The 21,084-nt window shown below is 67.1% G+C and carries 21 protein-coding genes; 15 read left to right on the top strand and 6 right to left on the bottom strand.

Going from position 1 to position 21,084, the window contains the following annotated elements; all coding sequences use genetic code 11:
- The 3 genes from ACPEH1_RS15920 to hemC all read left to right on the top strand — a co-directional run bounded on the left by ACPEH1_RS15920 (position 1) and on the right by hemC (position 2,759).
- Positions 1-1,047 carry a sensor histidine kinase gene (locus tag ACPEH1_RS15920; RefSeq protein WP_423716039.1) on the top strand — a complete coding sequence of 349 codons (1,047 nt, stop codon included), beginning with the start codon at positions 1-3 and terminating at the stop codon, positions 1,045-1,047.
- A 10-nt stretch (positions 1,048-1,057) separates the two neighbouring features.
- A complete protein-coding gene (locus ACPEH1_RS15915; protein ID WP_017354794.1) occupies positions 1,058-1,786 on the top strand; it encodes a LytR/AlgR family response regulator transcription factor in 729 nt (242 codons plus the stop codon).
- A 61-nt stretch (positions 1,787-1,847) separates the two neighbouring features.
- The gene (gene hemC, locus ACPEH1_RS15910) at positions 1,848-2,759 is read left to right on the top strand and encodes a hydroxymethylbilane synthase (protein ID WP_287253198.1); all 912 of its coding nucleotides are present in this window, start codon (positions 1,848-1,850) and stop codon (positions 2,757-2,759) included.
- Between the two features lie 142 nt (positions 2,760-2,901).
- On the opposite strand, the gene ACPEH1_RS15905 is transcribed toward hemC, so the two are convergent.
- Together ACPEH1_RS15905 and ACPEH1_RS15900 are read right to left on the bottom strand one after the other, a co-directional pair.
- Positions 2,902-3,678 carry a DUF481 domain-containing protein gene (locus ACPEH1_RS15905; RefSeq protein WP_017354792.1) on the bottom strand — a complete coding sequence of 259 codons (777 nt, stop codon included), beginning with the start codon at positions 3,676-3,678 and terminating at the stop codon, positions 2,902-2,904.
- Between the two features lie 118 nt (positions 3,679-3,796).
- Positions 3,797-4,420, bottom strand: a complete 624-nt coding sequence (locus ACPEH1_RS15900) for a LolA family protein (RefSeq protein WP_017354791.1) — start codon at positions 4,418-4,420, stop codon at positions 3,797-3,799.
- 88 nt (positions 4,421-4,508) lie between these two features.
- Here ACPEH1_RS15900 and ACPEH1_RS15895 point away from each other — a divergent pair, with 88 nt between their 5' ends.
- Together ACPEH1_RS15895 and ACPEH1_RS15890 are read left to right on the top strand one after the other, a co-directional pair.
- Positions 4,509-5,474 (top strand): helix-turn-helix transcriptional regulator, encoded by a 966-nt coding sequence (locus tag ACPEH1_RS15895; protein WP_017354790.1) that lies wholly within the window; start codon positions 4,509-4,511, stop codon positions 5,472-5,474.
- A gap of 134 nt (positions 5,475-5,608) precedes the next feature.
- Entirely contained in the window at positions 5,609-6,403 is a 795-nt protein-coding gene (locus ACPEH1_RS15890; protein WP_166473473.1) for a MetQ/NlpA family ABC transporter substrate-binding protein, read from the top strand.
- A 36-nt stretch (positions 6,404-6,439) separates the two neighbouring features.
- Here ACPEH1_RS15890 and glpK read toward each other — a convergent pair whose 3' ends face one another.
- The 3 genes from glpK to ACPEH1_RS15875 all read right to left on the bottom strand — a co-directional run bounded on the left by glpK (position 6,440) and on the right by ACPEH1_RS15875 (position 10,270).
- Positions 6,440-7,948, bottom strand: coding sequence for a glycerol kinase GlpK (glpK, locus tag ACPEH1_RS15885; RefSeq protein WP_017354788.1), 1,509 nt, complete (start codon positions 7,946-7,948; stop codon positions 6,440-6,442).
- Between the two features lie 47 nt (positions 7,949-7,995).
- Positions 7,996-9,489, bottom strand: coding sequence for a glycerol-3-phosphate dehydrogenase (gene glpD / locus ACPEH1_RS15880; protein WP_423716038.1), 1,494 nt, complete (start codon positions 9,487-9,489; stop codon positions 7,996-7,998).
- 145 nt (positions 9,490-9,634) lie between these two features.
- Positions 9,635-10,270, bottom strand: a complete 636-nt coding sequence (locus ACPEH1_RS15875; RefSeq protein ID WP_017354786.1) for an OmpW/AlkL family protein — start codon at positions 10,268-10,270, stop codon at positions 9,635-9,637.
- 191 nt (positions 10,271-10,461) lie between these two features.
- Between ACPEH1_RS15875 and ACPEH1_RS15870 the strand changes: the two genes are divergently transcribed.
- The 4 genes from ACPEH1_RS15870 (at position 10,462) to lpdA (ending at position 15,084) form a co-directional block, all read left to right on the top strand.
- A complete protein-coding gene (locus ACPEH1_RS15870) occupies positions 10,462-10,983 on the top strand; it encodes a DNA-deoxyinosine glycosylase (RefSeq protein ID WP_287251490.1) in 522 nt (173 codons plus the stop codon).
- A gap of 212 nt (positions 10,984-11,195) precedes the next feature.
- Positions 11,196-12,596 (top strand): dihydrolipoyllysine-residue acetyltransferase, encoded by a 1,401-nt coding sequence (gene aceF, locus ACPEH1_RS15865; protein WP_153164812.1) that lies wholly within the window; start codon positions 11,196-11,198, stop codon positions 12,594-12,596.
- A gap of 44 nt (positions 12,597-12,640) precedes the next feature.
- Positions 12,641-13,267, top strand: a complete 627-nt coding sequence (locus ACPEH1_RS15860; RefSeq protein WP_312711173.1) for a hypothetical protein — start codon at positions 12,641-12,643, stop codon at positions 13,265-13,267.
- Positions 13,268-13,284: 17 nt separating this feature from the next.
- On the top strand, positions 13,285-15,084 hold the full coding sequence (lpdA, locus tag ACPEH1_RS15855) for a dihydrolipoyl dehydrogenase (protein WP_166473471.1): 1,800 nt from the start codon (positions 13,285-13,287) through the stop codon (positions 15,082-15,084).
- A gap of 550 nt (positions 15,085-15,634) precedes the next feature.
- On the opposite strand, the gene ACPEH1_RS15850 is transcribed toward lpdA, so the two are convergent.
- On the bottom strand, positions 15,635-16,444 hold the full coding sequence (locus ACPEH1_RS15850; RefSeq protein ID WP_026070584.1) for a hypothetical protein: 810 nt from the start codon (positions 16,442-16,444) through the stop codon (positions 15,635-15,637).
- A 540-nt stretch (positions 16,445-16,984) separates the two neighbouring features.
- Here ACPEH1_RS15850 and ACPEH1_RS15845 point away from each other — a divergent pair.
- The 6 genes from ACPEH1_RS15845 to atpA form a co-directional block, all read left to right on the top strand.
- The gene (locus ACPEH1_RS15845) at positions 16,985-17,353 is read left to right on the top strand and encodes a hypothetical protein (protein WP_026070583.1); all 369 of its coding nucleotides are present in this window, start codon (positions 16,985-16,987) and stop codon (positions 17,351-17,353) included.
- A gap of 31 nt (positions 17,354-17,384) precedes the next feature.
- A complete protein-coding gene (gene atpB, locus ACPEH1_RS15840) occupies positions 17,385-18,215 on the top strand; it encodes a F0F1 ATP synthase subunit A (protein WP_017354884.1) in 831 nt (276 codons plus the stop codon).
- Between the two features lie 66 nt (positions 18,216-18,281).
- Positions 18,282-18,584, top strand: coding sequence for a F0F1 ATP synthase subunit C (gene atpE / locus ACPEH1_RS15835; RefSeq protein WP_017354883.1), 303 nt, complete (start codon positions 18,282-18,284; stop codon positions 18,582-18,584).
- Positions 18,585-18,695: 111 nt separating this feature from the next.
- The gene (locus tag ACPEH1_RS15830) at positions 18,696-19,166 is read left to right on the top strand and encodes a F0F1 ATP synthase subunit B (RefSeq protein WP_017354882.1); all 471 of its coding nucleotides are present in this window, start codon (positions 18,696-18,698) and stop codon (positions 19,164-19,166) included.
- A 3-nt stretch (positions 19,167-19,169) separates the two neighbouring features.
- Positions 19,170-19,697 (top strand): F0F1 ATP synthase subunit delta, encoded by a 528-nt coding sequence (locus ACPEH1_RS15825; RefSeq protein WP_017354881.1) that lies wholly within the window; start codon positions 19,170-19,172, stop codon positions 19,695-19,697.
- 44 nt (positions 19,698-19,741) lie between these two features.
- Positions 19,742-21,084: F0F1 ATP synthase subunit alpha (gene atpA / locus ACPEH1_RS15820; RefSeq protein WP_423716037.1), on the top strand; the 1,343-nt coding region annotated here is incomplete at its 3' end.

Raw genomic sequence — 21,084 nt, 5'->3', positions numbered from 1 at the left:
ATGAGCGACCCGCGCCAGCTGCCGTGGCTGCCCGACCTGTGCCGCCTGCCGCGGCTGGCGGCGATGCTGGGGCTGGCCGAGCTGGTGGTGCTGGTGGTGGCCCTGGCGCCGGATGGCAGCCGGCAATGGTTGGTGTCGGACTTTCTCAGCGCCAGTGGCTTTGCCCTGTGGCTGGCGTTGGCCACCACGGTCTGCCTGTGCAGCGCCCGGCAGCAGTTGTCGCGGCTTCCCGAGTTTCCCGGCACGCTGCTGGCGGTGGCGATGACTGCGGTGATCGCCAGTGCCTGCGCCGGCATCGTGCATGGGCTTTACAGCGCGCTGGGCGGAAGCAGTTTTGCCAGCGGCGTCGGCTTCTGGCGCTTCACCCTGGGCAGCGCGGCGATCACCGCGCTGATGGTGGCGCTGGCTCTGCGCTATTTCTATGTCAGCGACCGCTGGAGCGCGCAGGTGATGGCCAACGCACGCGCGCAGGCCGATGCGTTGCAGGCGCGGATCCGTCCGCACTTTCTCTTCAACAGCATGAACCTCATCGCCGGCCTGCTGCGCCGCGATCCGGCGGTGGCCGAACGCGCGGTGCTGGATCTGTCCGATCTGTTCCGGGCCGCGCTTGGGGCGGGCGAGGGCGATGCCACCCTGCGCGAGGAATGCGAGCTGGCCGAGCGCTATCTCTCGATTGAATCGCTGCGCCTTGGCGAGCGCCTGCAGGTGCAATGGCAGCGCGAGGAACCGCTGCCGTGGGACCTGCCGATGCCGCGCCTGGTACTGCAGCCTCTGGTGGAGAACGCGGTGCTGCACGGCATCTCGCGGCTGCCGGCGGGGGGCACGATCGTCATCGGGCTGGGCGTAAAGGACCAGCAGTTGCACATCCGCGTGCACAACCCGGCTCCCGATCCCAGCGCGCGCAGCCTGCCGCTGGCGCACGGTGCCGGCCACGCCCAGCGCAGCATCGCGCACCGCCTGGCCTGGCGTTTCGGGCCGGGCGCGCGGATGACGGGAGGATGGAGCGACGGCTACTATGCTTGCGACATCACGGTCCCGATTCCATGAGGATGCTGTCTTGAAAGTGGTCATCGCCGACGACGAACCGCTGGCCCGCGATCGGCTGCGGTCACTGCTGGCCGACCAGGCCGGGGTCGAGGTCGTGGCCGAGGCGGAGAACGGCGAACAGGCGCTGCACGCCTGCGCCGACCTGCAACCGGACCTGGTGCTGCTGGACATCGCCATGCCGGGCCTGGACGGGCTGGAGGCCGCCCGTCACCTGGCCACCTTCGATCCGCGTCCGGCGGTAGTCTTTTGCACCGCCTACGACGCGCACGCGTTGTCCGCGTTCGAGGCGGCCGCCATTGATTACCTGATGAAGCCGGTGCGTCCCGAGCGGCTGGCCGCCGCGCTGGAGCGCGCGCGGACCTTCCTGGCGGGCCGCGGTGGCCAACCCGTTGCCGCCAGCCAGCAGGCACGCACCCTGCTGTGCGCGCGCCTGCGCGGCAGCCTGCGGCTGATCCCGATCGACGACATCCACTACCTGCAGGCCGAGGAAAAGTACGTGGTGGTCCACCACGCACGCGGCGAGGACCTGATCGAGGAGTCGCTGAAGTCGCTGGAGGAGGAGTTCACCACGCGCTTCGTGCGCATCCACCGCAACTGCCTGGTTGCCCGGCACGAACTGATGGAGCTGCGGCGCAACAGCGCCGGCCAGGTGCAGGCCGTGCTTCGCCACGGCAAGCAGCCGCTGGAGGTGAGCCGGCGCTGCGTGGCCAGCATCAAGCAGGACCTCAAGCACCTGTGAGGGAGCAGCGGCGTACCGGCCGTGGGTCGGTACGCGTGGCCGGCTTTGACATAATGGCGGCATGAAGACCCTGCGCATCGCCACCCGAAAGAGCCCGCTTGCCCTGTGGCAGAGCGAACATGTCGCCGATCGCCTGCGCCAGGCGCATCCTGGCCTGGACGTGGTGCTGGTGCCGATGAGCACGCGTGGCGACGAGGTGCTCGACCGCTCGCTGGCCGCCATCGGCGGCAAGGGCCTGTTCCTCAAGGAGCTGGAACTGGCGATGCTGCGCGGTGAGGCCGACTGCGCGGTGCATTCGCTCAAGGACGTACCGATGGAGCTGGACGCACCGTTCGCGCTGCCGGCGATGCTGACCCGCCACGATCCGGCCGACGGCTTCATTTCCAATCTGTACGCCTCGCTCGATGCGCTGCCGATCGGCGCGCGCGTGGGGACCTCCTCGCTGCGCCGCCAGGCGCAGCTGCGCGCGCTGCGTCCGGACCTGGAGCTGCTGGACCTGCGCGGCAACGTCAATACCCGGCTGGCCAAGCTCGACAACGGCGGTTACGACGCGATCGTGCTGGCCGTGGCCGGGCTGGAGCGGTTGGGCCTGGGCGAGCGGATCGTGTCCCGGCTGGCCGCGCCGGCATGGCTGCCGGCCCCGGCGCAGGGCGCGGTCACGGTGGAATGCAATGGCGAGGATGCGCAGGTGATGGCGCTGTTCGCCGCACTGGATGATGCCCGCACCCGCGCCTGCGTGGAGGCCGAGCGCGCGATGAACCGTGCGCTGCACGGCAGCTGCCATGTGCCGGTGGCCGGCTTCGCGCAGTGGGAGGGAGAAGACCTGTTCCTGCAGGGGCTGGTCGGCGGCGTGGCCGACGGCCGCCTGATCCGCGCCGAGGCGCGGGGGCCCGGAGCGGACCCGGATGCCTTGGGAAAAGCAGTGGCGCAGGGGCTGCTCGACGGCGGCGCCGGCGAATTGCTCGCCGTCTGAGCTGCAGGCCGACCACTCCTCCGGTGTGGAGCCCCCTGACTCAGGGGGCGGCCGCGAAGCCGTGGGGGTCCGGGGGGGGAAGGGGCCCACGATTCGCGCAGCGAACCGTGGAGCGTCAGCGCGAATGCGACGGCGCGTACCCTTACTTGAACTTGTAGACCACGTTCATGGTGGTCAACGTGTCGGTCTTGCGCTTGTCTTCGGCGACGTCGCTGTTGTAACGGGCCTGCCAGCCGGCTTTCAACGCCAGGTGCTCGTTCATGCTGACCGACACGCCGAAATCGTTCTGGCCGAAGGTGTTGTACGAGCCCGATTCGACCAGCAGCGTGTTGACCAGGTCGGTATTGGGGGTCAGCGTGTACTTGACGTCGAACAGGCCGCGGCCGATCAGGCCGGTGCGGGTCTCATCGTCCTCGGTATTGTGCGTGCGGCGCACACCGGGGCCGATCTGCGCGTCGATGTAGAAGCGGTCGCTGTCCACCACGCGGGTACCGTAACCGAGACCGAACGAGCTCTGGCGGTCGTAGGTGGCGAAATCGTCGCGCTCGTAACGCACGGTGGCGGTGAGCTGGCGGTGTTCGCCCAGCTGCAGCGCGCTGCCGGCGCTGCCGGTATAGCGGTTCGCGGTGGTGTTGCGGCGGCGCACGGTGCTGCCGTCATCGTTGGTTTCGGTGTACTCCGAGCGCGAGCGCAGGCCGAACAGGTCCATGCTGTGCACCCAGTCGTCATCGGTGTAACGCAGGCGCAGGCGACCGTTGGCGCTCTCGGTGTTGCTGTTGCCGCGGGCCGAGGCAAAGCCCAGTTCGCCGCCGCTGCCGCTCCAGGGCGAGGTCATCGCGGCCAGCTCGGAAACGTCTTCCGCCCAGGCCACCGGGGCGCAGAGCAGCAGGGGAACAAGCAACGAGACGCGCAGGGACATCAACGGTTCTCCGGATCGGACAGGGGGGAGGGACAGGCCGGTGATGATACTTGAAGCGTTCAGCGCGACATCCGCGCCTGTGCCCCGGCTTTAGCAGACGTTCGGCCTTTCCGCCTGTTCAGGGTAGATCGACGCGCAGCGTCGGATCGTCGAAGCGCGCGTACGACACCGTGATGTCGAAGGCCTGTCCCTGGGTCTGTCCCTGCCGACGGATGCGCACGGGCAGCCCCTGCGCGTTGATCCAGTACAGCATGCCGTCCGGCGCCGCGGTGGCATGGCGGACGCGGAACCTGCGCGCGACCTGACCGTCGATGCGGTCGCTGCCCAGCGCTTCCACCTGCAGTTGCGCCGGTGCCAGATCGGGCGGCAGCGGATTGCGCCACTGTGCCAGCAGCCCCGGCGGCACCGGAACCTGGCGGACCTCGCCATCGCGCTGCAGGAAGAAGGTGTCGCCAATGATGGTCTGCGCGCCCTCCCCGGTGGTCAGCCGGTAACGGTCCGGTGCGACGAAGTCCATCCGCGCCTCGAGCGGACGCGGCCCCTGCATCTGCATGTGGGCCTGGAAGCTGCGCAGCTGGCCGAACCGGCGGCTGGCGGCAAGCACCTCACCGGCCGGATCGGCGGCCGGCACCGTCGCGGCCAGTGATGGGCCCGGGGTGGCCGGCTCGGCGCTGCGCTCGCATGCCCCCAGCAGCATGACGAGCAGGGCGGCGGGGAACAGGCGCACGAGGGGCGAGGACATGGCGGGGACGGCCGGGCAGGGGGCACCACGATAGCCGAAGATGCCGACGATGCCGCCACAACGACGGCGACTCGGACATAATCGGCTCATGGACCGATATGAACGCATCAATGCCCTGCATCGCCTGCTCAAGTCCGCCCGCTACCCGGTGACGGTGGCGACGCTGCAGGAGAAACTGGCGTGTTCCCGCGCCACGGTGTATCGCGACCTGGCCTTCCTGCGCGACGCGCTGATGGCCCCGGTGGAGGGCGACGGCGAGGCCGGCTTCCGCTACCAGGCCGATGAAAGCGACCGCTTCGAGCTGCCGGGGCTGTGGCTCAGCTCGGAGGAGCTGCACGCGCTGCTGGCCTCCCAGCACTTGTTGGCGCGTACTGGCGGTGGCGTGTTGTCCTCCGTGCTTGCGCCGCTGCAGCAACGCATCGAAGGCCTGCTGGCTGCCCAGGCCGGGGTCTCGACCTGGCCGGTGGACCGGGTGCGGGTGATTCCGCACCGCGGCCGTAAATTCGACGAGGCCAGCTTCCGTGCGGTGGCGTCGGCGGTGCTGGAGCGCAAGCAGCTGGCGTTCGAGTACCGTGCCCGCTCCACTGACGAGGCCACCAAGCGCACCGTCTCCCCGCAGCGCATGACCCACTATCGCGACAACTGGTACCTGGATGCCTGGGACCACGGGCGCGAGGGACTGCGCAGTTTTGCGGTGGACCGCATCTACAAGGCGCGGGTGGTCGACACCGTGGCCCGCGACGTGGACGACAGCGAGCTGGACGAACAGCTCGGCGCGAGCTACGGCATCTTTTCCGGCGCGCCCAAGGGCTGGGCCACCATCGTGTTCAGCGCCAAGGCGGCGCGCTGGGTGGCCGACGAACACTGGCATTCCAGGCAGCAGGGTCGGTTCCTGCCGGACGGCCGCTATGAACTGAAGGTGCCGTACAGCGTTTCCCGCGAGCTGCTGATGGACGTGCTCCACTACGGGTCGGATGCCGAGATCATCGAGCCGACCGTGCTGCGCGAACAGGCCAAGGCGCTGCTGGCTCTGGCGCTGAGCAACTACGAGTAGCAACGCCTGCGGTCGCCGCACCCGCCTGCTGCGGCCGCCGCTCATGCCCCACCGTCATGTGGCCCCGGTACCCGGGGGGGCGGTGCCTGCGGTATCGTTGAAGGCTGTCGCAGCCCCCCCCGGATTGTCCCCCCATGAAAAAGTACCTGTTGCTCCCGCTGCTGGCCGCGTCGCTGGCCCTGGCCGCCTGCGGTAAGTCCGGCAACGACACGAAGAAGCTGGTGGTCGCCGCCACGGCCGTTCCGCATGCCGAGATCCTGGCCCAGGTCAAGCCGATCCTGGCCAAGGAAGGGCTGGAACTGGACGTGCGCGTGTTCAACGATTACGTGCAGCCCAACGACCAGCTCGTGCAGAAGCAGGTGGACGTCAACTACTTCCAGACCGAGCCGTATCTGGATGCCTACAACCGCGACCGCAAGACCGATCTGGTCAAAGTGATCGGCGTGCACATCGAGCCGTTCGGCGCCTACTCGCGCCGCTTCAAGACGCTCGATGAGGTGCCCACCGGTGCGGACGTGGTGATTCCCAATGACCCGAGCAACAACAGCCGCGCGCTGATCCTGCTGCACAAGGCCGGCCTGATCACCCTCAAGGACCCGACCAATGCGCTGGCCACCCAGCGTGACATCATCGCCAACCCCAAGCAGCTCAAGTTCCGCGAGCTGGATTCGGCGATGCTGCCGCGCGTGCTCGACCAGGTCGATCTGGCCCTGATCAACACCAATTACGCGCTGGATGCCGGGCTCAATCCGACCGAGGACGCGCTGGCCATCGAGAGCCGGGATTCGCCGTACGTGAACTTCCTGGTCGCGCGCCCGGACAACAAGGACGATGCCCGCGTGCAGCAGCTGGCCAAGGCGCTGACCAGCCCCGACGTGAAGGCCTTCATCGCCGAGAAATACAAGGGCGCGGTGCTGCCGGCGTTCTGATGGCGATGGGGACGCAATGCCGGCCGGCGGCCGGCATTACGCCGGTGACGTGACCCGGAAGCCCATCGTCGCTTCCACGGCCTGCTGCCAGCCGGCATACAGCGCCTCGCGGCGCGCCGCCGCCATCTGCGGTTGGAAACGGCGGTCCACGGCCCATTGTTCGGCGATCTGCGCGCGGCTGGTCCAGAAGCCGGTCGCCAGCCCGGCCAGATAGGCCGCGCCCAGCGCGGTGGTTTCGGCCACCTGCGGGCGAAGCACCGGCACGCCAAGCAGGTCGCTCTGGAACTGCGCCATGAAGTCGTTGGCGATCGCACCGCCGTCGGCGCGCAGCTCCTTCAGCTCGATGCCGGCATCGGCCTGCATCGCGGCCAGCACGTCGCGGGTCTGGTAGGCCATCGACTCCACCGCCGCGCGGATGAAATGTTCCTTGGTGGTGCCACGGGTCAGCCCGAACATCGCCCCGCGCACATCGCTGCGCCAGTACGGCGCGCCCAGCCCGACAAAGGCCGGCACCAGGTACACGCCGCCGTTGTCCTCGGCGCGCTCTGCATACGCCTGGCAGTCGCTGGACTTGCCGAACATGCGCAATCCGTCGCGCAGCCACTGCACCACCGACCCGGCGACGAAGATCGAGCCTTCCAGGGCGTACTCCACCCGGCCGTCGATGCCCCAGGCCAACGTGGTCAGCAGGCCATTGTGCGATTCCACGGCCTTGTCGCCGGTGTTCATCAGCATGAAACAGCCGGTGCCATAGGTGTTCTTGGCCATGCCCGGCTCGAAGCATGCCTGGCCGAACAGCGCGGCCTGCTGGTCGCCGGCGATGCCGGCAATGGGAATGTGCTGATCGAAGAAGAACTGCGACCGCGTGGTCGCGTAGACTTCGCTGGAGCTGCGGACCTCGGGCAGCATCGCGCGTGGAATGTTGAACAGCGCCAGCAGTGCATCATCCCAGCGCCGCGCGTGGATATCGAACAGCAGGGTGCGTGCGGCATTGCTCGGATCAGTGACATGCGCCTGACCGCCGCTGAGGTTCCAGACCAGCCAGGTGTCGATGGTGCCGAACAGCAGTTCGCCGCGCTCGGCCCGCGCCTGCGCACCGGGAACATGGTCGAGGATCCAGCGGATCTTGGTGGCCGAGAAGTACGCGTCGATCACCAGACCGGTGCGCTGCCGGATCAACGGCTCATGGCCGTCGGCTTTGAGTCGTTCGCACAGCGGGTGGCTCTGCCGCGACTGCCACACGACCGCATTGTGGATCGGTTGCCCGGTGGCCTTGTCCCACACCACGGTGGTTTCGCGCTGGTTGGTGATGCCGATGGCGGCGATGTGGCGCGGCTCGACCTGCTGGCGGTTCAACAGCTCGGTGATCGTGGTGTAGACGCTGGTGAGGATCTCGCGTGGATCGTGCTCCACCCAGCCCGGTTCGGGGAACAGCTGGGTGAACTCGCGTTGGGCGCTCCCGGCCATGCGGCCGTCGCGGTCGAACAGGATCGCGCGCGAACTGGTGGTGCCCTGGTCGATCGCGAGCACGTACTGCTTGTCCATCACTGACTCCCTGGCAACCCTGCGCATGTCGCAGCGATCCGCCCAGCCTACGCCATCGCCGCGCGGGCCTGCAGGTGCGCGGCCAATGCCTCGCACTGGGCTGGCTGCATGCGGAGCCCGAGGTGCGTGCGTCGCCACAACACATCATCGGCCGTCCGCGCCCACTCGTGCGCGACCAGATAGTCCAGCTCGCGCTGATACAGCCCGCCGCCGTGGTCGTGGCCCAGCGCATCCAGCGACTGCGCACCGCCCAGCAGGCGTGTGGCGCGGGTGCCATAACTGCTGGCCAGACGCTGCAGCAGGGCCGCCGGCAGCTGCGGATGGGACTGCTGCAGGCATGCGGCGACCGCCGCGCCATCACCGCCATCGCCGCCGGGCAAGACCGCGCCGTGTGCGGTCCACGCCGGCCCGGCGTGGGGCAGGTGGGGGCCGAGCCGGTCCAGCGCTTCCTCGGCCAGGGCGCGATAGGTGGTGAGCTTGCCGCCCAGGACGCTGAGCAGCGGCGCTCCGCCGGTATCCAGGTCCAGCCGATAGTCGCGGGTCACCTTGGACGCATCGCGGTGATGGTCCGCCAGCAGCGGGCGCACCCCGCTGAAGCGCCACACGATGTCCGCGTCCCGCACCGGGACGCGCAGGTAACGGTTGACCGCCGCCAGCAGATAGGCCTGTTCGTCATCGCGTGGACGCACCTGGGCGGGGTCGTCGTCGTAGTCGGTGTCGGTGGTGCCGATCAGCGTGAAGTCGTCCTCGTACGGGATGGCGAACACGATGCGCTGATCCGGTTGCTGGAACACATAGGCGCTGTCGTGCGCGAACAGGCGTGGCACGACCAGGTGGCTGCCCTGCACCAGGCGCAGGCCGATCGGTGCATCCAGGCCGGCACGCTCCAGCAGCTGGCCTGCCCACGGCCCGGCGGCATTGACCACGCACTGCGTGCGCACGCGCTGCACATCGCCGTTGGCGTCGCGCAGCACTGCCCACCAGTGGTCACGGTGGCGGATCAGCTGCTCGCAACGCGTGCGTACCCGGATCCGGGCGCCGCGTTCGTGCGCATCCACCGCATTGAGGACCACCAATCGCGCATCGTCCACGCGCGCATCGGCGTAGCTGAAACCGGTACGGTACTGCGGCTGCAGCGCTGCGCCGGCCGGATCGGTGGCCAGCCGCAGGCGTCGCGACGGCGGGAAATGGGCGTTGGCCTGGCCAAGGTGGTCGTAGAGCCACAAGCCGGCGCGCAGCACCCAGGCCGGTCGCAGCAGCGAGGCATGCGGCAGCACGAACGTGGTGGGGCGGACCAGATGCGGCGCCAGCCGGCAGACGGTTTCGCGTTCGTTGAGCGCCTTGCGCACCAGGGCGAACTCGCCGTTGCGCAGGTAGCGCAGGCCGCCGTGGACGAGCTTGGTACTGGCGCTGGAGGTATGCGCGGCGCGATCGTCCTGCTCGCACAGGCAGACCGACAGCCCGCGCCCGGCGGCATCGCGGGCGATACCGGCGCCGTTGATGCCGCCGCCCACCACCAGCACGTCGAAGGTATCGCTCATCGCTTCCCCGGGATGGACCCGGATGGGTCCGTGCCGGCAGTGTCGATCACGCGCGGACAAGACCCGATGAAAGTGCACGGTCCGGAAACGACAACGGGCCCCGTTGAGGGGCCCGTCGCGAACGTACCTGGATGCGGGGTGGCGCTTAGAAGCGGGCACCGATGCCGAAGCCCACGGTCCACGGGTCCAGCTTGGCCTTGTCGCCGGTGCCGTCGCCGTTGACGGTCAGTTCCGGACGCGAATGCATGTAGCGGGCATCGGCGCGGGCAAACCAGGTGCTGTTGATGTTCATGTCCACGCCGACGGTGCCGATGGCGCCCTTGGCGGTTTCCAGGCCGATGTGGCCGACATCGCTGGCCAGCTTCTCATTGCTGAAATTGGACTCGTAGTAGCCCACGCCCACGAACGGACGGAACACGTTGTCGGCCTGGCCGAAGTGATACTGGCCGCTCAGCGCGATCGGCTGCTGCTCGACGGTGCCCAGACGCGCGCCATCGGTACCGCGCACGCGGTGGTCGAACTTGTCGGCGGCGCCCCACAGTTCCACGGCCCAGTTGTCGTTGATGTAGTAGCTGAAGCTCAGCGTGGGGGCCGGGCCGCCATCCACCTTGCGCACGCCGTCGAGCGGGTCGTTCTTCGGCTGCAGCAGCGAGACGCCGCCGACCACGGCAAAATGCTTGCCCGAAGCGGTGTCAGTGGTGGTGGTGTCCTGCGCGAATGCGGCCGGTGCGAAGGCCAGCGCGGTCAGGGTTGCCAGGGTCAGGGTGCGGATGGAGCGCATGGGGGAATCTCCTCGGTGTTTTTTTGTTCTGGACCCCTTGTTCCGGGGTGGGCCAAACGTAGTCCCCGAAACATGAATCGCATCCGACGCGCGTTAAAAATTGGTTTGTTCCGTTCAGCGAACAGCGCGGAACCGCTGCGCAGACGGGTGATCATGCGACGCTGGACATTCATGCAGTTGGACGTGGAGTGATGAACACCATGCAGTGCCAAGGGCTTCCTGCGCAGGTCGATGCGCATGCGCGCGTGCTGGTGCTCGGTTCCATGCCCGGCATCGCCTCGTTGCAGGCGGCGCAGTACTACGCGCATCCGCGCAACCGGTTCTGGCCGCTGATGGCGGCGTTGTGCGATGTCGATGCGACGCTGCCCTACGCCGCGCGCATGGAGGCGCTGCTGGCCGCAGGCGTGGGCGTGTGGGACGTGATCGGCCGCTGCGAGCGCGCCGGCAGCCTGGATGCGTCGATCGTGCGCGGCAGTGAAGTGGCCAATGCGCTGCCGGTCCTGATTGACACGCTGCCGGCCCTGCGCGCGATCTGCTGCAACGGTGGCACGGCGCACCGTGCGTTCCTGCGGCATATCGCCCCGTCGCTGTCGGCGCGGGCGCAGGCATTGCCGGTGTGGTCGCTGCCGTCGACCAGCCCGGCCAACGCGGCCTGGCCGCTGCCGCGCCTGCAGGTGGCGTGGGCGCCGTTGGCCGCGGCGTTGACCGGTTGAGGGCGGCCTCTGCCGGCAGGGACGCGGGGGACAAGGCGGACAATACGGCACCGACTGGTCACGCGGCCACGGGCGGCGGCCGTGCATGTAACGCGCGCTGAAACAGCCTGTCCCGGGACAGGGGCATTGAAATTGGCACAAGCAGGTTGGCGCTAGCGCCTCCTGCCCCCACAATAGAGGATTCCCTACACCAGATTGCCGGAGTTATCCCCATGGCCGAAATCAAGGAAGCACTTGTCCCCGATATCGGTGACTACAGCGATATCCCGGTAATCGAGGTGCTTGTCGCCGTTGGTGATACCGTCAAGAAGGACCAGGGTCTGGTGACGCTGGAGTCGGACAAGGCCACGATGGAAGTGCCGTCCTCGGTGGCTGGCGTGGTCAAGGAAATCAAGGTCAAGGTCGGCGACAACCTCTCCGAGGGCAAGGTCGTGGCCCTGATCGAAGTGGCCGAAGGCGAGGCCGAGGCCAAGCCGGCCGCTGCTGCTGCCGCTGCCGCACCGGCCGCTGCCGAGACCGCGACCAAGGTCGAGCCGGTCGCCGCCCCGGCGCAGCCGGACAAGCTGGCCGCGCGCGAGATCGAGCAGGCCGCGTCCAAGCCGACGCAGCCCGCCCCGGCCGCCGCCGCGCCGTCGGCCGGCGCCCCGAGCAGCCCGCCGGTGCAGTTCAGCGCCGACAGCGTGCTGCCGCAGAAGGTCCCGTACGCCTCCCCGGCGGTGCGCGTGTTCGCCCGTGAGCTGGGCGTCGATCTGAACCAGCTGACCGGTACCGAGAAGGGGGGCCGCATCACCAAGGGCGACGTGCAGAAGTTCGTCAAGTCCGCGCTGACCGGCGGCGTGCCGGCGGCCGGCGGCACCGTTGCCGCCGGCGGCGGGCTGAACCTGCTGCCCTGGCCGAAGGTCGACTTTGCCAAGTTTGGTGAGGTCGAGGTCCAGCCGCTGTCGCGCATCAAGAAGATTTCCGGCGCCAACCTGGCGCGCAACTGGGCGATGATTCCGCACGTCACCCAGTTCGAGCAGGCCGACATCACCGAGCTGGAAGCCCTGCGCGTGGCGCTGAACAAGGAAAACGAGAAGGCCGGCATCAAGCTGACCATGCTCGCCTTCCTGGTCAAGGCCAGCGCCGCGGCACTGAAGAAGTTCCCCGAGTTCAACGCCTCGCTGGATGCCAGCGGCGAGAATCTGACCCTGAAGAAGTACTTCAACATCGGTTTCGCCGCCGACACCCCGAGCGGGTTGGTGGTGCCGGTGATCCGCGATGTGGACAAGAAGGGTGTGGTGCAGATCGCGCAGGAATCCGGCGAACTGGCCAAGAAGGCTCGCGACGGCAAGCTGGGCCCGGCCGACATGAGCGGTGGCTGCTTCTCGATCAGCTCGCTGGGCGGTATCGGCGGCACGGCGTTCACCCCGATCGTCAATGCGCCGGAAGTGGCCATCCTGGGCGTGTCCAAGTCGTCGATCCAGCCGGTCTGGAACGGCAAGGAATTCGCGCCGAAGCTGATGCTGCCGCTGTCGCTGAGCTATGACCACCGCGTCATCGACGGTGCGCTGGCCGCACGCTTCACCACCTACCTGTCGCAGGTGCTGGCCGACATGCGGCGCGTGCTGCTGTGAGGCAAGGCCTGGCATCGCAGCCGGGCAGAGTCCGGCTCCATGCGATGGCGCTGCTGGCGCTCCTGCCGGCGGCACAGGCAGGCGCTGCCGGCTGCAGCATCGACCTCGGTCGTGGCTGGCCGCCGGCCGTAGGCAACTACGGCCAGGCGGTGGAAACCCTGTTCGATGGCAAGGCGCAGCCCGCGCTGTCGCTGGTGACCCTGCCCAAGAGCGGTGTCGAGACTGGCGTGGCGCTGCTGCCCGGCACCGATGAGCAGGAATGGACCCTGCGCTTCAGCCGCGCCGACAAGCGCGTGTACAACTGGAACAACAGTGCGCGCCAGGGGGGCCTGGAGCTGCGCGTGGACCAGGAACCGGACCAGTACCAGGTGCGGATCCCGGCGGCGCTGGCGCAGCGCCTGGTGCGCAGCTGGAAGGCCGCGCTGGACGCCGGCGTCCCCGCCGACCGCAAGGCGCCCGTGCTGGATGGCGAAGTGCTGTCCTTCATGGTCGATGGCGAACGTTACAGCGGCACGCGGCCGGAGTGCGGCGCCGGCAAAGTGATCATGAAACAGGTGGCGCTGCTGATCGAAGCCAGCGACACCAAGGAAAAGAAGCTCGACCGTCGCTGGCAGGATCTGGACGAGTCGCTCGACGAACTGCAGCAACTGCTCGGCGGCAACGCCGGCTGAGCACCAGGAGAACACGAATGGCCGCTATTGAAATCAAGGTTCCCGACATCGGCGATTACAGCGATGTGCCGGTGATCGAACTGCTGGTCGCGGTGGGCGACACAGTGAAGAAGGACCAGGGCCTGGTCACGCTGGAATCGGACAAGGCCACGCTGGAAGTGCCGTCCTCGGCCGCTGGCGTGGTCAAGGAAATCAAGGTCAAGCTGGGTGACTCGCTGTCCGAAGGCGACGTGGTGGTCGTGCTGGAGGCCGAAGGCGCGGCTGCCCCGGCTGCCGCTGCGGCACCCGCCCCGGCTGCACCGGCCAGCAAGCCGCCGGTGACCCCCTCGCACCGCGCCCCGGCCGAACCGGCCGCGCCGCAGCCGGCGCTGTCCTCGGGCAAGCCGGCCGACATCGAGTGCAGGATGGTGGTGCTGGGCGCAGGCCCGGGCGGTTACACCGCAGCCTTCCGTTCGGCCGACCTGGGTGTGGACACCGTGCTGGTCGAGCGTTACGCCAGCCTCGGTGGCGTCTGCCTCAACGTGGGCTGCATTCCCTCCAAGGCGCTGCTGCATGCCGCCGCAGTGATCGATGAAGTCGCCCATGCCGGTGATTTCGGCGTTGAATTCGGCAAGCCGACCATCACCCTGGACAAGCTGCGCGGCTACAAGGAAAAAGTGGTCACGCAGCTGACCAAGGGCCTGGCCGGCATGGCCAAGCAGCGCAAGGTGCGCACGGTGCAGGGCCTGGCGAAGTTCGTGTCGGCCAATGAGCTGGAGATCGTCGGCGACGACGGCAAGACCCAGCTGCTGCGCTTCGAGCAGTGCATCATCGCCGCCGGCTCGCAGGCAGTGAAGCTGCCGAACTTCCCGTGGGACGACAAGCGCGTCATGGACTCCACCGATGCGCTGGAACTGGCCGAGGTGCCGGGCAAGCTGCTGGTGGTCGGTGGCGGCATCATCGGCCTGGAAATGGCCACCGTATACGGTGCGCTGGGCAGCGAAGTGACCGTGGTCGAGTTCATGGACCAGCTGATGCCGGGCGCCGACAAGGACCTGGTCAAGCCGCTGGCCGACCGCCTGAAGAAGCAGGGCATCATGGTGCACCTGAAGACCAAGGCGACCGACGTCAAGGCGGACAAGGCCGGCATCACCGTGTCCTTCGAGGCCGCCGTGGAAGGCGAAAAGCCGGGCCTGGAGGCCACCACCTTCGACCGCGTGCTGGTGGCGGTGGGCCGCTCCCCGAACGGAAAGAAGATCGATGCCGAGAAGGCCGGCGTGCAGGTGACCGAGCGCGGTTTCATTCCCGCCGACCGTCAGATGCGCACCAACGTGCCGCACATCTTCGCCATCGGCGACATCGTGGGCAACCCGATGCTGGCCCACAAGGCCACGCACGAAGGCAAGCTGGCGGCGGAAGTGGCCGCAGGCGAGAAGAAGGAGTGGGTGGCGCGGGTGATTCCGTCGGTGGCCTACACCAATCCGGAAATCGCGTGGGTCGGCGTGACCGAGACCGAGGCGAAGGCCAAGGGGTTGAAGGTCGGCGTGGCCAAGTTCCCGTGGGCCGCCAGCGGCCGCGCGATCGGCATCGGCCGTACCGAAGGCTTCACCAAGCTGATCTTCGACGAAGAGACCCACCGCATCATCGGCGGCGCGATCGTCGGTGTGCACGCCGGTGACCTGCTGGCCGAAATCGGTCTGGCGATCGAGATGGGTGCGGAGGCCGAAGACATCGGCCACACCATCCACGCGCATCCGACGCTGAGCGAATCGGTGGCGATGGCCGCGGAAATCTACGACGGCACGATCACCGATCTGTACATGCCCAAGAAGAAGTAAGCGCCCGCCATCTGTTGGTGGTGATGCGTGTTCAATGGAAAAACCCGGCGAAAGCCGGGTTTTTCTGTTCAACAGCAACGTCAACTTCAACTGCGTGGCGCCTCCGTTGTCACGTGGACGCGCGCCGGGCAGCCCATGCCGGGGCACGCCGTGAACCCATCCCTGGGGGCTCGTGGGCGGCATCCATGCCGCCCAACGGCCCCGGCATGGGCTGCCCGGCGCGCATTTCAGGGTGGGTCGCGACGCGGCCAACGCCATCCAACACGTGCTTCAGGGTGTTACGGCGTGGCGGTCGACCGCCCTTCTGTCCGCCCTCCGCCATCTGTGCAGAGGGCACCGGGCGGCCCATGCCAGGACCGTTGGCGGCATGGATGCCGCCATCGAGCCCCCACGGACGGGTTTACGGCGTGTCCTGGCATGGGCTGCCCGGTGCACTCCCCCGGTACGCCGTGGGCGCCGTGCCTTTGACGTCGCGCGCTTTTGCCGCGCCCAAACGAAAACGCGACAACAGGTCACCCTGTTGCCGCGTTTGGAGAGCCGTTGTTGCAGGTCAGAAGGTGACGCTGATACCGGCCACCGGGCCCTTGAATTCCTGCTTCAGGCCGATGGTGCCGTCGCTGCCCTTCTTGTCGGCGTCGAGCTTGAACCAGTCGTAGCCGGCGAAGAGGCCGAAGTTCTGGGTGAGGCGGTAATCGACGATGGCATTGGCGCGGCTCAGGTCGCCCTTGTAGTCGTCGAAGTTGCCCCAGTCGGTGTTCAGGTACTGGCCCTGGAAAGTGATCATCCACTTTTCCGACGGGGTGAAGCTCAGGCGTGCGCCGACCACCGGGGCCACGCCGTCGGTCTTCTCATCCAGGAAGCGGCCCTGGTACAGATCGCCCACGTCGGCGTAGGCCTTGGTGCTGACCTTGGCGTATTCGGCACCGATCTGCAGGCCCAGGTCGAACGTGTCGGTGTCCACGACCGAATAGTCGTACACCAGGCTGGCCACCTGATACTTCAGCTCGCCCTTGACGAAGCTGCCTGCCGGGACATTGACGCCGCCGAAGCTGATGCCGTCATCCAGCGTTTCGCGGCGATCCTTGTCGTACTTGAAGTAGTTGAACAGCAGGCGCTGGCGGTCGCTGATGCGGAACATCCCGTCCACGCGCGGTTCCCATTCCTTGCCGCCAAGCTTGAAGTCCTCATCGAAGCCCACGTCCTGGCCCGCCACCGTGGTACTGCCGCGGAGCGTGTTGTCCGAATCGATGTTCATCGCGCCCAGGCGGAGCGCGAAGCGGTCGTCGCCCTCGGCGGCACTGGCGGTCTCGGCATGGGTGATCGCAGCCACGGCCAGTGGCAGGGCGAGGAGGGAAAGCATCAGGCGCATCGGTGTGTGTCCTTGCAGTGATTCATTGATGTGACATCACTCTGCCCAGACCGGCGTCCACCATTCGTGAACGTATGGTGGACGCTGTGTGTACCGTTCATGCGCGCGGAATGACCCCCGGTCCGGCGCGGTGGCCGATACCGTGGTCCGATGGCGTTATGGCGCGGGTCAGGGCAGGACAAGGGGCGCCACCGCCGCAAAAAAAAGGGTGACCCCGAGAGGGCTTCGGGGTCACCCGGTACTGGCCTGCTCGCGGGACGCCGACGAGGATTCAGGAGCAGGCTGATCGATCAGACCGTGAGGTGCGACCAAAGTTCAATATGCTGCATCGCGTCATCGTCCACCCCTGTCCTGACGGGATTGGACCGTCGGTGGAACAGGCCTCTGGGCGCGTCCAACGGGTTGCTCACATCCGGGATGAACAGGGACCGGTTGTCTCTCAAATTGTCCCATTGCTATAATTTGGCGGCTCGACGAGGCGGTTGCTTGCGGCCTCGGCCTTTCCTTCTCACAACCATGCAGGACATTCACGTGCTGAACTCCGTTGACGCGGGTCGGCGACTGATGCTGCGCGCAGCGGTTTACCCGCTCGCTGCAGTGGCTGTCCTGGCTCTGGCCCTGCTTCTGTGGGGTGGCCCGAAGGCAGCCCTGGGGGCGCTGGTCTCCGGCGTGGCGGTCTCGGCGGCCGGTTGGGTGGCGGCGCGGATGGCGCTGGGTGGCGGCGTGCAGGCGGCAGGCTCGGCGATGACCCGCCTGATCCTGGCGGTCGTGGCAAAGTGGGTGCTCGTATTCGGCGTCCTGATGGTGGGGTTCCTGGTCTTCAAGCTGCCTGCATTGGCGCTGTTGGCCGGTATCGCCGTCGGGTTGATGTTCCAGGTCCTGGCTCTGGCCAGGCGCTGATCCAATTTATTTAACTCAAGGTTCCGGACACATGGCAGGCGAGGCGCTAACTCCCACCTCCTACATCCAACATCACCTGCAGAATCTTGTGGTGATGCGTGACAGCCCGTGGGCGTTGCATCTGGATACTCTCGCCACCTCGCTCCTGATGGGCCTGGTCATGGTGTTCGGCTTCTGGCTGGCCACGCGCAAGGCGACCGCCGGCGTTCCGGGCAAGTGGCAGGCGTTCGTCGAGATCTGCCTGGAGTTCGTTGACCGCCAGGCCAAGGACACCTACCACGGCACCAGCAAGCTGGTGACCCCGATCGCGATCACGATCTTCTTCTGGATCCTCCTGATGAACCTCATCAAGATGATCCCGGCCGACTTCATCGGTTTCCCGATGAACGCCTTCACCGAGTGGGCGGCAGGCCAGATGGGCGCTGCCCATCCGCATGATTACGCCTTCTGGAAGCCGGTCCCGACCGCCGACGTCAATGCCACCCTCGGCATGTCGATCAGCGTGTTCTTCCTGATGCTGTTCTTCGGCCTGCGCTCCAAGGGTCTGGGCGGCTTCACCAAAGAATTCCTGACCGCGCCGTTCGGCAAGTGGATGCTGCCGTTCAACCTGATCCTCAACATCGTCGAGTGGCTGAGCAAGCCGATTTCGCTGGCGATGCGACTGTTCGGCAACATGTTCGGCGGCGAGATCGTCTTCCTGCTGATCTGGGTGCTGGGCGGTGCCGGTATCGCCGGTGCCATCGCGGGCGGTGCATTCGGCCTGGGCTGGATGCTGTTCCACCTGCTGGTGATTCCGCTGCAGGCGTTCATCTTCATGATGTTGTCCATCGTGTACCTGAGCCTGTCGGAAGACGCTCACTGAGTTCCGCTTCACCCTTCATCCGTTTGTTTCTAAACCCTTAGCTATTCAAAGTTCCAGGAGAAAACCATGTACTTCGCCGTCCTGACCAACCTCGCCCAAGTCCAGAGCTCCACCGTCCTCGCCGTCGGCATCATGATCGGCCTGGCCGCGCTGGGTGCCGGTCTCGGTCTGGCCATCATGGCCGGTAAGTTCCTGGAATCGGCTGCCCGTCAGCCGGAACTGATTCCGGTTCTGCAGGTCCGCATGTTCATCACCGCCGGCCTGATCGACGCCGCGTTCATCATCTCGGTCGCCGTCGGCCTGCTGCTGGCCTTCGCCAACCCGATGATCGGCGAGTTCGTTGCACGCCTGCCGCAGGTTGCTGGTTAATCCAGCAACAGCGAAACGATCAGGCGCCTTGTGCGCCTGATCGCGGATGAAGGATCGGATGCGCCGCCCAGGCGGCCCATCCACCCCGTCACCCCCGATTGAGCGAACCCCATGGATATCGGTTTTACCCTCGTTGCCCAGGGACTGGCGTTTGCCGGTCTGATCTGGATCATCGCGACCAAGATCTGGCCGCCGTTGATGAACGCCATCGAAGAGCGTCAGCAGAAGATCGCTGAAGGCCTCGCCGCTGCCGACCGCAGCCAGAAAGATCTGGCCCAGGCGCAGGAAAAGGTCAACGATGCCCTGAAGGATGCGCGCACCAAGGCCAACGAGATCATCGATCAGGCCCATGCCCGCGCCAACCAGATCGTTGATGCTGCCAAGAACGAAGCCATCGTCGAAGCCAACCGCCAGAAAGAACTGGCCCACGCCGAGATCGAAGCTGCCGCCAACCGTGCCCGTGAAGATCTGCGCAAGCAGGTGTCCGCGCTGGCCGTGAGCGGTGCCGAAAAGCTGCTCAAGCGCGAAATCGACGCCAACGCCCACAAGGCGCTGCTCGACGAGCTGGCATCGGAGATCTGATCGATGAGCCAGGCCCTCACGCTTGCACGCCCGTATGCCCGCGCCGCGTTCGCGACCGCGCGCGACGAAGGCACGTTCGCGCCGTGGTCGGACGCGCTTGCGTTCTCCGCCCACGTAGCTGCCGACCCGCGCGTGGCGGCCCTGCTGTCGAACCCGGAGCTGGAGCGCGACGACGCCGTCGCGTTGCTGGCGCCGGAATCGGCCGGCGAGACCTTCGGTCGCTTCCTCGCCATCCTGGCCGAGGCGCATCGCCTGCCGCTGCTGCCGGAAATCGCCGGCATGTACGACCAGCTGCGCGCCGAAGCGGAACACGTGGTCAAGGCCACGGTGACGTCCGCCACTGAACTGTCCGCATCGGAACTGGACGCCATCAAGGCCGCGCTGCGCAAGCGCTTCGGCCGCGAAGTGGAGGTGTCGACCGCCGTCGATGCGTCGCTGATCGGTGGTGCCGTGATCGATGCCGGCGACGTGGTGATCGATGGCTCGCTCAAGGGCAAGCTGTCGCGCCTGCAGACCGCGCTCGCTAACTGAATTCATTTAACGTCCGGCGTGACCGCCGGCACTAGGACTTGACGATGGCAACCACGCTCAACCCCTCCGAAATCAGCGAACTGATCAAGAACCGCATCGAGAAGGTCAAGCTGGCCGCGGAATCGCGCAACGAAGGCACCGTGACCAGCGTGTCCGACGGCATCGTGCGCATCTTCGGTCTGGCCGACGTGATGCAGGGCGAAATGATCGAACTGCCGAACAACACCTTCGCTCTGGCCCTGAATCTGGAGCGCGACTCGGTCGGCGCCGTGGTGCTGGGCGGCTACGAGCATCTGCGCGAAGGCGATGTCGCCAAGACCACCGGCCGCATCCTGGAAGTGCCGGTCGGTCCGGAACTGCTGGGCCGCGTCGTGAACGCGCTCGGTGAGCCGATCGACGGCAAGGGTCCGATCGCCGCGCAGGCCACCGCACCGGTGGAACGCGTCGCCCCGGGCGTGATCTGGCGCAAGTCGGTCGACCAGCCGGTGCAGACCGGTTACAAGTCCGTCGACTCGATGATTCCGATCGGCCGCGGCCAGCGCGAGCTGGTCATCGGTGACCGCCAGACCGGCAAGACCGCCCTGGCCATCGATGCGGTGATCAACCAGAAGGACACCGGCATCAAGTGCGTGTACGTCGCGATCGGCCAGAAGGCCTCGACCGTGGCCAACATCGTGCGCAAGCTGGAAGAGAACGGCGCCCTGGCCCACACCGTGGTCGTGGCCGCCACCGCGTCCGAATCGGCCGCCATGCAGTACATCAGCGCCTACTCGGGCTGCACCATGGGTGAGTACTTCATGGACCGCGGCGAAGATGCGCTGATCGTGTACGACGATCTGTCCAAGCAGGCCGTGGCCTACCGCCAGATCTCGCTGCTGCTGAAGCGTCCGCCGGGCCGTGAAGCCTACCCGGGCGACGTGTTCTACCTGCACTCCCGCCTGCTCGAGCGCGCCGCCCGCGTCTCCGAAGAGTACGTGGAGAAGTTCACCAACGGTGCCGTCAAGGGCAAGACCGGCTCGCTGACCGCGCTGCCGATCATTGAAACCCAGGCGGGTGACGTGTCGGCGTTCGTGCCGACCAACGTGATCTCGATCACCGACGGCCAGATCTTCCTGGAAACCGATCTGTTCAACTCCGGCATCCGCCCGGCCGTGAACGCCGGTATCTCGGTGTCGCGCGTCGGTGGTGCGGCCCAGACCAAGATCATCAAGAAGCTGTCCGGCGGCATCCGTATCTCGCTGGCCCAGTACCGTGAGCTCGCAGCCTTCGCGCAGTTCGCCTCGGACCTGGACGAAGCCACCCGCAAGCAGCTGGAGCGCGGTCAGCGCGTCACCGAGCTGATGAAGCAGAAGCAGTACGCCCCGATGTCGATCGCCAACCAGGCGCT

This window comes from Stenotrophomonas sp. NPDC077421 (genome assembly GCF_049545505.1).
Classification (GTDB): Bacteria; Pseudomonadota; Gammaproteobacteria; order Xanthomonadales; family Xanthomonadaceae; genus Stenotrophomonas; species Stenotrophomonas nematodicola.
Note: the sequence above shows the minus strand (reverse complement) of the source record. Positions and strands in the feature narration are given on the sequence as shown.